This window comes from Streptomyces sp. NPDC019443 (assembly GCF_044389785.1).
In the GTDB taxonomy this organism is placed as follows: domain Bacteria; phylum Actinomycetota; class Actinomycetes; order Streptomycetales; family Streptomycetaceae; genus Streptomyces.
The window spans coordinates 164,589-177,688 of record NZ_JBIRYJ010000012.1 but is presented as its reverse complement, the minus strand read 5'-3'; the positions used below and the strand labels follow the sequence as shown (position 1 = coordinate 177,688).

At 70.4% G+C, this 13,100-nt stretch carries 8 protein-coding genes; 2 read left to right on the top strand and 6 right to left on the bottom strand.

Features of this window, described 5'->3' with window-relative positions; genetic code table 11:
• Positions 1 to 436: 436 nt before the first annotated feature.
• Positions 437 to 994, bottom strand: coding sequence for a TetR/AcrR family transcriptional regulator (locus ACH492_RS30205; RefSeq protein WP_398991076.1), 558 nt, complete (start codon positions 992 to 994; stop codon positions 437 to 439).
• A 97-nt stretch (positions 995 to 1,091) separates the two neighbouring features.
• Between ACH492_RS30205 and ACH492_RS30200 the strand changes: the two genes are divergently transcribed.
• Complete coding sequence (locus ACH492_RS30200) at positions 1,092 to 1,697, top strand: DUF2867 domain-containing protein (RefSeq protein ID WP_398991074.1); 606 nt, start codon at positions 1,092 to 1,094, stop codon at positions 1,695 to 1,697.
• A gap of 57 nt (positions 1,698 to 1,754) precedes the next feature.
• Here the strand turns inward: ACH492_RS30200 and ACH492_RS30195 are convergent, their stop codons facing one another.
• The 5 genes from ACH492_RS30195 to ACH492_RS30175 are packed head-to-tail and all read right to left on the bottom strand — an operon-like array spanning position 1,755 to position 10,273.
• Entirely contained in the window at positions 1,755 to 3,110 is a 1,356-nt protein-coding gene (locus ACH492_RS30195) for a TIGR02679 family protein (protein ID WP_398991072.1), read from the bottom strand.
• Positions 3,107 to 7,324, bottom strand: a complete 4,218-nt coding sequence (locus tag ACH492_RS30190) for a TIGR02680 family protein (RefSeq protein ID WP_398991070.1) — start codon at positions 7,322 to 7,324, stop codon at positions 3,107 to 3,109. Before ACH492_RS30190 ends, ACH492_RS30195 begins: the two co-directional genes overlap by 4 nt.
• Complete coding sequence (locus tag ACH492_RS30185; protein ID WP_398991068.1) at positions 7,321 to 7,833, bottom strand: TIGR02678 family protein; 513 nt, start codon at positions 7,831 to 7,833, stop codon at positions 7,321 to 7,323. Before ACH492_RS30185 ends, ACH492_RS30190 begins: the two co-directional genes overlap by 4 nt.
• A complete protein-coding gene (locus ACH492_RS30180) occupies positions 7,812 to 8,573 on the bottom strand; it encodes a TIGR02678 family protein (RefSeq protein ID WP_398991067.1) in 762 nt (253 codons plus the stop codon). The genes ACH492_RS30185 and ACH492_RS30180 overlap by 22 nt, the downstream gene beginning before the upstream one ends.
• Positions 8,570 to 10,273 (bottom strand): TIGR02677 family protein, encoded by a 1,704-nt coding sequence (locus tag ACH492_RS30175; protein ID WP_398991065.1) that lies wholly within the window; start codon positions 10,271 to 10,273, stop codon positions 8,570 to 8,572. Before ACH492_RS30175 ends, ACH492_RS30180 begins: the two co-directional genes overlap by 4 nt.
• 762 nt (positions 10,274 to 11,035) lie before the next feature.
• Here ACH492_RS30175 and ACH492_RS30170 point away from each other — a divergent pair.
• The gene (locus ACH492_RS30170; RefSeq protein ID WP_398991063.1) at positions 11,036 to 12,973 is read left to right on the top strand and encodes a collagenase; all 1,938 of its coding nucleotides are present in this window, start codon (positions 11,036 to 11,038) and stop codon (positions 12,971 to 12,973) included.
• Positions 12,974 to 13,100 lie beyond the last annotated feature (127 nt).

Genomic DNA, 13,100 nt, shown 5'->3' with positions numbered 1-13,100 from the left:
AGGCGCCGGAAGAACCACATCTGGAGTGCATCCCATGGCCCGTCACACGCTACGCAACAGAGCTCCACACCCCTACCCTTAACCGCCCCCTAGAAAGGACCCCAGCGACAGCCCCGTACGGCCCGGGTCATAGCCGGCAACACCCCCACCGAGGCATGACTGTTCGAGGGGGCGGCTGAGGGGTGCCTCTATGTCCTTCGTCAAGCCTGTGTGGGTCATGCGGGGGTGGCTTCCGAGGTGCGTGCCTCGCAGAGGTTCCGTCTCGGAGCATGACGAACAGGACGCTGAGGGAGTGTCAAATGAACAGCTTCCGCCGGTAGGTTCCGGAGGTTCACCTCCGCGGGCACTGGCGCAAGCGAGGGCAGGGGCGCAGGCACCCGCACAAGTGCCCGGCGGCAGGGGTCGGGCCGGATGCCGGCCGTCGTCCAGGAGGCGGCTACCTCAGGAGCCATTTTCTGGTCAGCTCCATCACCTCCGCGCGGCTGTGACCACGATGGTCGGCGGCGATGAAGTGGTAGCCGATCCGCACTGAGAAAGCGAGCATGCAGCGGACCTCGACGTCGTCCTCGTCGGGACAGATTGAGCCGAACAGTGAGCGCAGGTATTCCATTCGCCGGTTGTCGACGCGCCGGAGTCGCTGCGCGACAGCCTCGTCGCGCCGGGCCCAGTCGCGGATCGCGAGGTCGGCCGCGACGCCCGTCATCGGCCCGTCGCTGGACGAGGCGATCGTGAACAGCCGCTCCAGCTTGGCCCGGGCGTCTCCCCCGCCGCTCTCGACACGCTCGATCACCGCCTCGGTGACCTCGCGCTCCCACGTGTCGAGCATCTCGGTGAGCAGCGCGCCCCGATTGCCGAAGTACCCGTAGAAGCCGCCCTTGCTGACGCCGAGCGCCTGCGCCAGCGGCTCGATCCGGACAGCCTCCGGGCCACCGGCGGCGAGCGCCCGCAGCCCCTCCTCGATCCACTTGCCGCGAGGCGTGCGGGTCGCGCCCATGATGTGTCTCCCCTCACGTCTCCCCCCATCTATACGGTGCCGTATAGATGAGTGCTAGCCTCGATCTATACGCCATCGTATAGATCGGGGCCCGCTCATGAGACTCCCCAGAACCGCGCATACTTCCCGTCCCTGGCGGATTCACGAGATCGCCGGCGACTTCCACGTCGAGGACGTGTGGGCGCTACCGACACCAGGCGGTCCCGACGACCTCGCGCGGCTGGTGCGCCAGTTCACGAACGGTGACCCGGCACAGGCGTCACACCTCTCCTCCCCTGTGCCGCGCATGCTCTTCGCGGTCCGTTGGAAGCTCGGGGAACTGCTCGGCTGGGACAAGCCCGGCGCCGGCATCGGCGCCCGGGTGCGGACCCTGCGGGACCGGTTGCCGGAGGACCTCCGAGACGGTCCCCGGGGGCCCGACCCCGCCGCGCTTCCGTTCACCTCCATCTACCAGACGCACGACGAGTGGGTGGCCGAGATGGCCAACCGGACCGTGCACGGGGTGATGCACATCGGCTGGGTCCCGGACGGGGCCGGCGGTTACCGCGGCCAGATGGCCGTCCTGGTGAAGCCGAACGGGCTGCTCGGCGCCGCGTACATGGCAGCCATCAAGCCCTTCCGGTACCTGGGGGTGTATTCGGCGATGCTTCGAGCGATCGGACGCAAGTGGCAGGCGAGTGCCGGCGAAAGGAGCAAGGGCTGACCGGATCCGGCGGAGGGCCATCCCGGCCATCCGGCGTGGCCCCTCCGGGGATACGTCTCAACGAGCCTGCCTCTCCAGGTCCGACAGCAAATCGTCCAGCACCACCTCTTCTTCGACACGAACACCGCGTTCGGCGAGAGCGACGCCCAGCGCGGGATCCCACGGAGTCGCGGCAGGCGCGCCCGTCAGGTCCGGGGCCTCGGCTGCCCTGGCCACCGCTGCTCGATAGTGGGCGGCCGTGTAGCGCCACGGCCGCCACGGGACACTTCGCCGCAGCGCGGTCGCGATGCGCACACCACCCCAGTCGAAGTCGCCGTGGTAGATAAGGCCCGCTCCCCGGGCGGACAGGCCACGCAGCAGGGTAAGCGCGGCGGCTGACGGCTGTCCCTGAAGGCACACCATGGGCGGGCATGCCGGGCCGAAGGTGTCGGCGGCGGCGGACAGCACGGCCGGGTTCTCACATACGTGGACGGTTCCCGTCGTCGGCAGAGCGGGAACCGGTGGGTGACGGGTGAGGCAGCGTAGCGTCAGGACCGCTGGCTCACCAGCATCGGCCATCCAGTCGAGGAACGGGATGCCTCGCAGGTTGAGGGAAAGGACGGTCGATGACACGTCGTCCTTCAGCAGACCGGCCGACGCCCATGCTTCCCGTCGCCATTCGGCACCGGCGCCGTCGGGGAAGCCTGTGAGGCAACGGAGCCCTGACAGGACGAGAGTGGCGAGCGGCGTCCCCTCGTCCAGGGCGTGGGCGCCCGAAAGGTGTCGCGCCGCGAACGTCGCGCGTGACGTTGGAGGTACGACGGGCAGGGAGCGAAGCGCCCGCACTGCTGCGTTGACCAAAGGTCCGGCGGCTTCAGGTGTGCGCGCGAGTCGCCGTACGAGGCCGTCCTTGCGTATCCGCTCCGCCCACTCGGCCAGCTCGGCGTCCAGGGTGCCGAACGGGGCGTACGCCTCCTCCCATGCCCGCTCTTCTCTGTCCCGCGCCTCTGCGTGGAGGGTGACGGGGCCGGTGAGTGCCATGACGGCGGGCGCCAGTCCGTCAGGGCTGACACCAGAGCGGCGCAGGATCGCGTCCACTGTGTCGAGGCGAACGGTCAGGGAGCGACCGGCGCGCGGTGCCCGTCCCAACAGGCTTTCGGCAGCGCGGCGTTGGGGTTCACCGGGGTTGGACAGGGTGACCGGGCCGGTGAGAGGCCGGGCGCGTGCCATCCGCTGCCGAGCGCGTTCCACGAGCCAGGCAAGGCCGGGATCACCGAGCAACCGGCCGAGGCGTTCAACGTCGACCTGTTCGCCGGCCTGCGGTGTCGCAGGCGGCACCGCTTCCACGACGTCCGCCGGCCTCTCCCGCCCCACCGGTTCCCCGGGGCCGGGCGACCGCCCGGTCTGTGCGGACGGAGTCACCGGAGGTTTCATGTCCACAGGGACTCCTGTTCTCCGGTGCCGTCCGCGACGGCGGCCCGCCCCGGCCCGACGAACGGTCTCTCCGCCCCACCAGCTGCATCGTCGAGGCTGTTGGCAGGGGTGCCCGTCGGCGTGCCCACGTGTCCGCCCGGCTCCCTGCCGCGTCGTCGGTCGCTGCCGTCCCACTCCCACCTCGTCACCAGCACAGCGGCGATGTCGTCGACGCGCGAGAGCTGTGCGATGGCGATTCCTGGAACCTGGGGGTAGCAGGCCCATTCCCGTTCGCTGGTCATGACGACGTCGAGGTCGAAGGCGCGCAGCAGGCCGAGACACTTGGCGCGCGAGTCGTCGTCCACGCCGGCGAATGCCTCGTCCAGGGTGACCAGACGTGGGGCGTGGGCGCCACCCGCGCTCGCGTAGTGGGAGGATGCCGCGGCGAAGAGAGGCACGGACGCCGCCAGTACCCGTTCACCGCCCGAGGCGGGCCCTGTGGCCGGTACCCACTTGCCGTGCTGGTGACGTTCGACGCCGAACTCGTGCCAGGCCCGGTAGTCGAGGGCGGCGGTGAGATCCTCCAGCCAGCTGCCGGCGCTGTCGTCTGCCTGCCGGCGTGCGATCTGTTCCTGGAGGAATACGCCAACCGCGGCCCTGTCCTGTGGCGACCAGGCGTCGGCGGACTGGCGCACCCGTTCACGGGCCTGTGCCAGTCCCTGCGGGGCCCGGCGGGACGCCCGCCACACCAGCCGCAGCTTCATTCCCGTCGAGGTCGGGCGCTCCTCCAGTTCTCTGTTCATCGCGCGCACCTGTCGTTCGGCGGCACCGATCAGTTCCTGAAGCGTGCCGGCGACCTCGGTGATCAGATGGGTCTCCAGGATCTCGCGCTCGTGTGCGGACAGGATGCGGGTGAGTTCGACGACTTCGATGGCAAGGGCGTCGGCCAGTTCGGGAACGGCACGTTCACGGCCCTGGTAGACGATGTCGACCCGCATGCCGTCCTCGCTCGAACGGGCGGTGGCGGCGTGGCCATGCCGGGAGAGCGCATCCTGCAGCCTGCCGAACTCCTCGCTCAGCCGCTTCTGTACGCGCTCCCAGGCCGCGTCCGAGTCGTCGGTGGAGGAAAGACGGGACTCGATGGCGCGAGCGAGATTGACAGCTGGGGTCGCTGCCCACGTCGCGCCGTCGCCGTCCGGTACGACAACGTCGGGAAGGGCGACTGCGAGCAGTCCTGTCGAGGCGAACCGCTGAAGAGCCGCGATGGCGCGTTCACGCGCGGCTGTCGCAACGGTGACATCCTCGGCGAGCCGCTCGATGCGCCCATCCGCGTGACTGGCGCGCCGGTCCGCGTCGCCGAAGTCCGCCTGGGCGCACTGCTGTTCGCTCTCGCAGACGCGGACGGCCGCCGCTGTCTCCTCCAGCCGCCGCTGGAGTTCGGCGACGGCCGCTCCGACGGTGGAGCGGAGTGTCCTGAGGCGTTCGTCCGTCGCCGCGGCGAGACGCGCCGCTTCCGTCGTCCGCTCCGCGAGTTCTGACACGCGGCGTTCCGCCCGGCCGGTCTCCACCTGCTCGCCGGTGACCGAGCGCTCGGCCTCCGCGCGTTCACGCAGCGCGGGCCACAGCGCCGCCAGGAGAGCGGTGTGGTCGGCGAGCGCCTGGCGCACGGAGCCCAGTCCCGTCCGGTCGGTGGGAAGGTTCAGGGCGGCCGCGGTCTCGGTGAGCTCGGCCGCCGCACGGTCGGCCTTCCCGGCCGCCAGGGCCAGTTCTGCGGCCCGCTCGTCCTGCCGGGTACGGGCCCGGTGGGCCGCGTCGGCCGCTGCGGTGACGCGTGCGTGGGCGTGACGCAGGTCGTCGTCACCCGGTACCGCGGCGAGCTCGGCGTCGAGCGCACCACGGCGCTCGGCCACGGCGCGCAACTCCTCGGCCAGCTGTTCCCCTTCCGCTTCCAACGCCTCCAGTTCGGTGCGCAGTTCGCCGATCCGAGCGCGGCGCGCTTGTTCCCGCGCCCCTTCTCCCACGTACTGGGCACTGTCCTTGGCCCAGCTTCCTCTCAGCGCGCCGACGCGGAAACGCCCGTCCGTGGTGACCCAGGTGTCGTTGCCATCGGTCTCCCAGGAGGCCTCTTCGGAGCTGTCGCCGTTCTTTCCGGACAGCCCGATCGAGGCGAGCAGACGCTCAACCGTCCCTTCCCCCACGGCGGCGGCCCGCACGTCCGCGTGGTTGACCGCCGGGCACAGCGCGCGGTCGAGGCCGTTTCCCAGGGGCGTACCCGTGGGGTCGAGCAGCACGTCGTGACCGTCCGCCGCGACCGCGGAGCCGTCCGGCCGTACCCAGGCGTCGAGGAGCCCCGACGCCTCCAGCGCGGCTTCCAGTCCCGCGCGTTCGGCCTCGGTGACGTGCGGACGGAAGTCGACGAGCCGCCACAGCGGGGCGCCGAGGCCTCGGTCCCGGACATCCGGCGTGCGCGTGTACGGAGCCGAAGGGCCGCGCTCCCCGCCCGTTTCGAGGGCGGTCAGCTCCTCCGCCGCCAGGCGCCGGCGTTCCGCCCTGGCCGCTTCGCGGTGGGCCAGACCGGCCGCCCGGTCGGCCAGGTGGGAGGCGGCGGTGCGATGGGATGCGGCCGCCGCCGCGCGTGCCGGGTGAGGGCCGTCCAGAGTGCTCGCCCAGTCCTGAACCGCGTCCAGGACCCCCGGCAGTCCGGGTACACGCAGTTCGACGCACCCGGAGAGATGTTCCTTCACAGCCGTGATCAGCACACGTCCTGCCTCGGCGACGCTCTCCTCCGCCTCGGCCAGCCGATCCCCGCTGTGCACGACCTCCTCGTCGGCCTCGCCGGCGCGCAGCTGGGCGGCCCTGCGCGTCTCCTCGGTCCGCTCGGCCCGCGTGGCGAGTTCCTCCACATGGTCGACGGCGCGCCGCCTGCTCGCTGTCGCCTCGTCCGCTTCCCGGCGCAGGGCCGCATCGGGGGCCCCCTGTGTCCTGGGGACATCGAGCCGGGCCACCGCGGCACTCTCCGCCACGCGGCGCTGGATGTCGTCCAGGGCCTCCTGAGCCGCGGTGAGCCGATTACTCGCGGTGGCGAGCCGGCCCAGGGCCCGGGTGTGTGCTTCGGCCGCCGTCTGCCGGTCCGCCTCGGCACGCGTCAGTTCTCCTGCCGTGCGGGAGGCGTCGGCCGCCGCCTGATCGAGTGCGCGGGCGTCACGCATCTCGGGTCCGGACCGCAGTGCCGCGTCCTGGGCGCTCAGCCGCGCGGCCCGCTCGTCGAGTGCGGCGCCCCTCGCCTGGGCCTCCGTCCGGTCCGCCACAGCCCGGTCGCGGTCGCCCTGTGCCTTGAGGAGTTCACGCTGGAGGTGCTCGTACCGGGCGTGTTCGCGGCGGGGCAGGCGGGCCCGGCGCCGGGAGGCGATACGGGCGTAGCGCCGGTAGTGGTCGAGGAACCCCGACGAGGCCTGCTCGGCTTCGCGGGCCGCCCGCAGCTCCTCCTTCTCCTCGTCCAGCGACCTGAACGCCTCTGCCGCGTCGGCGATGACCGCCTGGTCCATCGGCGGCAGCGCCTCCGTCAGCGCCCGGGACAGGGCGGCTTCGTTGGGGCGCTTGGACAACTGGGGCTGGCGCAGCTGGATCAGGAGGTCTACGAGTGCGCCGTAGCGCCGCTCCCCCAGCCCGAAGAGAGCTTCGTCGACCGCTCTGCGGTAAGTCTTCGCGGTGTCGTAGACCATGCCGCGGCTACCGACGGCCTCCGCGAGCCGGTCCCGGGACAGAGCCGTGCCGGTCGCGTCCAGCAGGTCGAGGTCGGCGCCGATCCGCTGGTCCGTCACCGCGAACCAGTGGCGGGCGATGCCGCGTCCGGCGACCGCCTTAAGCCCGCAGAGCAGCGTACGGAAATGCGGCTCGGCCGTGGTCTCGTCGAGCCGTCCGAACTCGATCCAGGTGTAGCCGAGCCGTTCCGGATGCGGGTGTTCACCGCCCAGGAGCAGATTCCACTCCATCCGCTTGCCCGGGTCGCCGTCGGGCTCGACGCGGCGGGCGGAGAGGTCGCCGTCCAGCAGGAACGGCAGGGTGAGGGCGAGCACCTTCGACTTGCCGGTGCCGTTGTTGCCGCGCAGCAGCAGCCGGCCGTCGCGGAACCAGAACTCCTCGACGTCGTAGTGGAACAGGTCGACGAGCCCGACGCGCAGGGGCCGCCACCGGCCGGGCGCGGGGCTGGGGAGCGCGGTCAAGGCGCGGTTCACCTTTCGTCCTTCACGGTCGTCTCCGGCAGCACGGCAGGTTGGCGGGATGGTCCTGGTTCCCTGACGACGGGCTCACCGACCGCGTACCGCGCGAGGGCCGGTCGCGGCACGACGCCCCGTTCCGTGCGCTCGGCGAGTCCCAGCGCCACCAGCTTCGTCAGCGCCTGCTCCACGAGTTCGGGCTCCGCTCCCGGCTCTCTCGCGGACTTGGACCAGAAACCGCCGTGTTCCACGGCCAGTTCCCGTACGCGGGACGCCAGCTCCGCCGGTTCGACAGGCCCGGCGGCCTGCGCCAGGTGTCCTCCCAGCAGCAGGGTGATGTGACCGTGTGTGCCCTGCTCCGGCATGCGTACGTCGGTGAGGTCGTCCAGAGGGTCGACCATGGCGATGCCTTCGGCACGGACCTCCGCGACCAGTCCGGTCAGTTCACTGATGCGGGCGGTGATGAAGCCGCGCTGCCGGGTGAGGTAGGCCAGTTCGTCGTCGGTCAGGGCGTCGTAGTAGAGCACAGCACCGGGTCGTCGAGGAGCCGACGGGTCAGCTTCCAGCGGATCGCACGGAACCTGAGCTCGTCGCTGTCGAGCGCGGTCTGCGCCGTCATCTCCACCAGGCGTTCCTCGAAGTGCTCGGCCTCGATCATGGAGGGGCCACGCAGGGACGCGGGCATCCCGGCCAGCACGCGCCGCCGCACGTCGTACAGCACGTCCCCCGATCCGCTGACGTACGCCTCCTCATCACCGGCCACCCGCCGCAGCACACCCAACCGCAGCAGCAGTCGGACGACGGCCGCGAGGTCGAGGCGCTCGTCGCGCCGTTCCAGGGTGAACGTGATCCCGGCGGCGACGAGTTCGGGATCGGCCGCGGCCAGGACGACCTGTTCGGCGAGGCGTCCGAGTGCCACCTGCGACTCGCCCCGCTCCAGCGCGGCCAGGGTCAGGCAGAGCAGGACGTAGCGGCGGCGTGTGAAGGGCAGCGCGGTCCGGGCGGCCTCACGTGCGGGGTGCGTGGCGTCGGTGAGGGTGCCCGGCGTCTTACGCAGCCGTGCGGCGTCGGCGTCCGTGCGCAGCGTCCAGCCGACGTTGCGCTCGAACCACTCCCGCAGTTCGGCGGCGTGCCTGCGCACCAGCCGGAACTCATCGGTGTATGGCCCGTCGGCGGTGAGCAGCGGCTCCTTCAGCAGGGCTCGCGCGGCCCGTTGGAGGTCGGCCTCGCGCTGGCCGTCCAGGACCTCGGACAGGGGGCCGTTCATCGGTCCTCCGTGAAGTGTCGGGTGTCGCGGGAGGGCCGGAGAGGGGCGCCCTGCCGTGGGACCGACAGGGGCGCGGGCTGCGGACCTGACACGGCAGGCGCAGAGAACGCCCCGCCGGGCGCACCGACCCCGCCGCCAATCCCCGCCGTGAGGTCGACGATGTCGATCAGGTGGTCGGGTCCGCTGAACACCCCGTCCGGCGTGTGCACTTCGGCCGTCGAGCCGTCGTCGAGCGCGGTCAGCCGGATCTCCATCGAGCCGTCCCCGCTGGTGGCCGCGGTGGTCATCATGCCCGGCCGCCAAGTGGCGAGGGCGTCGCCGAGCAGTCGCAGAAACAACTGGAAGGCGAGTGGGTCGAGGTCTCCCAAACGGGAGAGCCGGACCGGGCCGCCCGTCGCCATGCGATCCCGTGCCGCGCCGACCTGCTCCGCCTGCCGGGCGGCGATCTCGGCGAGCCTGCGCTTCGCCTCGCCCCGGTCGGCCACCCTGCGCGGCTTGCCGCGCCGCTCGTAGCTGCCGGTACGGCGCAGCTGAGGGCTGATCCGCAGCGGTCGCGCCTCGCCCCACGGGGTCGAGGCCGGCTCCGGCGCGGCCGTCCGTTCGGCGAGGGTGTCGGCGTCGACGGTGAGGTGCCGGGAGGAGTACAGCCCGAACGCCACCCGCCACAGCCGGTGTCTCGCCGCGTCGTTCGGCGCCTGGGCGAACCAGCGCGCCAGCGCGCGGAAGTCGGCCGAGCGATCCGAACGCCCGGCTCGCCGCTCGTTCAACTGCCGTACGACAGCGAGGAGTTGCGGAATCGAACCGAGCGCCCGCCCGCGCAGGAGCCTGGCCTGCGACTCACGCCCCTCCGCCGACACGAACCACTGGGCGAGCCCGGACCACCGAGCGGCCCACTTCTCGTACGCCGCCGCCTCCGCGTGCTCGGAGTCCTCGGGAGCGGCGTCGGCGGCCTCGCGCGCGGCGGTGAGACGCAGCAGGGGCCCGACCCGCCCCTGCGCCTCCAGCTCACCGATCAGCAGGGCGATCCGCCCGCCGAGGGTGATGAGGTCCTGGATGAACCGCTCCAGGTATTGGATCAGCCGGTCCTTGTACGCGAGGAACGCTTCGACCTCGATGTCGTGCAGGTCGATGGTGCCCTGGAGCGACCCCATGAAAGCACGGGCATTGTCCGCGAGGTCGGTGAAGCGCGCCGTCAGCACGGACAGAGCGACGTATGCCTTGGCCGGGTCGGGCTCGTCCTCCGACGCGATCACCAGCAGCGCCCGCAGCTGGGTGACGATGTCGTGCAGCGCGACCGCCTGGAGCTCGCCGCGCCGTCCCAGCACCTCGTCGTACGTCCCCAGCGCCGCCTCGGCCGCCTCGCCGGCCCGCGTGAGCTGGTAGATGAACCGCTTGCGGTAGAAGTCCTCGACCGCCGTCACCCGCGCGGTGTCCGGATCGGCCCGTAAATTCCCCCAGGTGACCAGGCTGTCCAACGCCTTCACCACCGACTCCACATCGGCCGGCCGACTCCCCGCGTCCAGTGCGGCGTACACGTCCTCCGGCCGCAGGTGCACCGCGAACCCCTCCTTGGCGGCGAGGAACGCACGCATCACCTGCCGGTAGAGGGCGGCGTTGGGGACGGTCAGGTGGGCGAAGGGGCCGTAGTCGACAGGGTCCGGGCCGGAGGGCTGGGAGAGCTGGGCGGTCTGGGATGTCATCGTCGATCCATTCTTCCGGACCCGTGCCCGTACCCGTGCGTGATGTCCGATTTTCGGCTGTCCGACGAGGCGCTTCTCGCCGCGACGCACGCGCGATCAAGCAGCGGCGGATCCCGATGAACCGGACGGCGGTCCGTCATGCCTGAGCAGATCCGTGGCCCGGTGGGCGGTTTCATCGGCGTCCTGCGGGAGGAAGCGGCTGGCCTTGCCACTCCACGTGACGACGAGCTCGTCACATGCGCGGGTGCCAGCGACGAACACCACGGAGCCCCCTGCGTGTGCCTGCCGGGAGCCAGGCCCGGCGGTGCCATCAAATCGGGTCAGGGATCACATTTTCCTGCGAATCCCGATATTGGCGTGGACATCAGCGTGCCCCCACCGCTTCCCACTCAGGCTCCGAAGCAGCTCAGGCGCGCTACTTCATCGCCGTCGCCGAGGAACTCCACTTCGGTCGCCTGACCTGCCCGGCTACCACCAGCCCCGCAAAGTCACCACCGCGCCTGGCCGCAGTCGAGGTGAAGGCGCTGAGCGCGAACGGCAAGCGCACAAAGTGCACAGACGAGCGCAACCGGCTCCCTCTCGGCGATCTCTGATCGTACGTCAGCTTTGGTATCGCCGCGAGACCCTTCCATTGTCATGTGAAATGTGAAATTGTACCTGCGCAGTTTCCGTGGGCATGACAGCTCTGGGAATGTCCGACTCCCGCTGTCACCACGGTCCGCGGACCCCCACACCGCCGACCGGCCTGGAGGCCACACCCTCATGCGCAGTTCCCCCACAACAAGGCAGTTCGCCCGCCTGCTGATAGCCACCCTGATCGCCTGCATGGGTCTCACCCTGCTCACCCCCAACGGGCAGGCCACCCCGGCCGGGGCCAAGGCCCTCAAGCCGAGGTCGGCCCCCGCCCCGCAGCCGGCCACCCCCACCTCGGCTGCCACCGCACTCGCCCCCGACGCCGCGCGAGCGATGAAGCCGGCCGTGCACGCGGCCGACCGTCCCCCGCTCCGCAGTACCAAGGATGCTGTTCGGCGCACCAAGACCGCACCGAAGGCCGCGGCGGACTGCAATGTCAGCGACTTCACCTCGAAGACCGGCAGCGCCCTGATCGAGCAGATCAAGGACTCGGAAACCACCTGTATCAACACGTTCTTCATCGTGACCGGTTCGAACGCCAAGGATCTCTTCCGTGAGGAACAGATGGTCACGGTGGCGGACGCACTGCGCGAAACAGCCGCCAACTACCCTGGCAACAACAGCACTTCGGCCGCCCAGGTGGTGCTTTACCTGCGTGCCGGGTACTACGTGCAGTGGAATCAGCCGGAAACCGTCGGCGACTACGGGCCGGCGCTGAAGAGCGCCATCCAGGGCAGCCTCGATGCCTTCTTCGCCTCGCCCCGCGCCTTCGACGTCAACGACGGCAACGGCGAGATCCTGTCCGAGACGGTCACCCTGGTCGACAGCGCTGGGGAGAACGCCCGCTACCTCAGCGTGGTCAAGCGCCTGCTCACCGACTACGACTCCTCGTACGACGGCTCCTGGTCGATGCTCGCGGCGGTCAACAACACCTACACCATCCTGTTCCGCGGCCACCAGCTTCCGGAGTTCGTGTCAGCCGTGCAGGCCGACCCGAGCGTCCTCACCGTGCTGCGCGACTTCGCCGTCGCCCACGACGACCTGCTCGGCACCGACAAGACCTACCTGACCAGCAACGCCGGGCGTGAACTGGGACGCTTCGTGCAGCACTCGGCGCTCCAGCCCACCGTCCGCCCGATGGCCAAGCAACTGCTCGACCGCAGCGAAATCACCGGCCGCACCGCCGCGCTCTGGGTCGGCGTGGCCGAGATGACGGACGAGTACGACAAGGCCAACTGCTCCTTCTACGACACCTGCGACCTGCAGAACCGGGTGCGCGACGCCGTGCTGAAGGTCGAGCACACCTGTGGTCCGAGCCTGAAGATCCTTGCCCAGCAGATGACCGACACCGAGCTGTCGGCCAGCTGCAACAGCCTCCTCAAGCAGGACACCTACTTCCACGGCATCGTCAAGGACAACGGGCCGGTCAAGGACGACAACAACACCACCCTCGAAGTGGTCGCCTTCGACTCCAGCACCGACTACAAGACCTACGCCGGGGTCCTCTACGGCATCTCCACCGACAACGGCGGCATGTACCTGGAGGGCGACCCGGCCCAGGCCGGGAACCTGCCGCGCTTCATCGCCTACGAGGCGGAGTGGCTGCGCCCCGACTTCCAGATCTGGAACCTCAACCACGAGTACACCCACTACCTCGACGGCCGCTTCGACATGTACGGCGACTTCGAAGCGGGGATGACCACCCCGACCGTGATGTGGGTGGAGGGCTTCGCCGAGTACATCTCCTACTCGTACCGCAACGTCACCTACGACAAGGCGATCACCGAGGCGGGCAAGAACACCTACAGGCTCAGCCAGCTCGTCGACACCACCTACGAAAACTCCGACACCACCCGGATCTACCAGTGGGGCTACCTGGCCATCCGCTACCTGATCCAGTCCCACCCCCAGGACGTGACCACCCTGCTCGGCCACTACCGCACCGGCAACTGGAACGCCGCCCGCACCCTGCTCACCAGCACCATCGGCACCAAGTACGACCCCGACTTCGCAAGCTGGCTGAGCAAGTGCGCCGCCGGCGACTGCGACGCCGTCAAGAAGCGGTGACTATCCAGCAGCCCCTGGCAGGGCACGTCTGCCTCAGCCCGCACCCCCTCAATGGCTTCGGCCAGGTGTAGGTCACGACCGAGTGCTGACACAGGCGATCCCGGTGCCCCATTCGCAACAGGCGGGT

Coding starts and splice junctions, on each gene's coding strand:
- ACH492_RS30205 (WP_398991076.1), bottom strand. CDS start 994: ATGGGCGCGACCCGCACGCCTCGCGGCAAGTGGATCGAGGAGGGGCTG.
- ACH492_RS30180 (WP_398991067.1), bottom strand. CDS start 8,573: ATGAACGGCCCCCTGTCCGAGGTCCTGGACGGCCAGCGCGAGGCCGAC.
- ACH492_RS30175 (WP_398991065.1), bottom strand. CDS start 10,273: ATGACATCCCAGACCGCCCAGCTCTCCCAGCCCTCCGGCCCGGACCCT.
- ACH492_RS30195 (WP_398991072.1), bottom strand. CDS start 3,110: ATGAAACCTCCGGTGACTCCGTCCGCACAGACCGGGCGGTCGCCCGGC.
- ACH492_RS30170 (WP_398991063.1), top strand. CDS start 11,036: ATGCGCAGTTCCCCCACAACAAGGCAGTTCGCCCGCCTGCTGATAGCC.
- ACH492_RS30200 (WP_398991074.1), top strand. CDS start 1,092: ATGAGACTCCCCAGAACCGCGCATACTTCCCGTCCCTGGCGGATTCAC.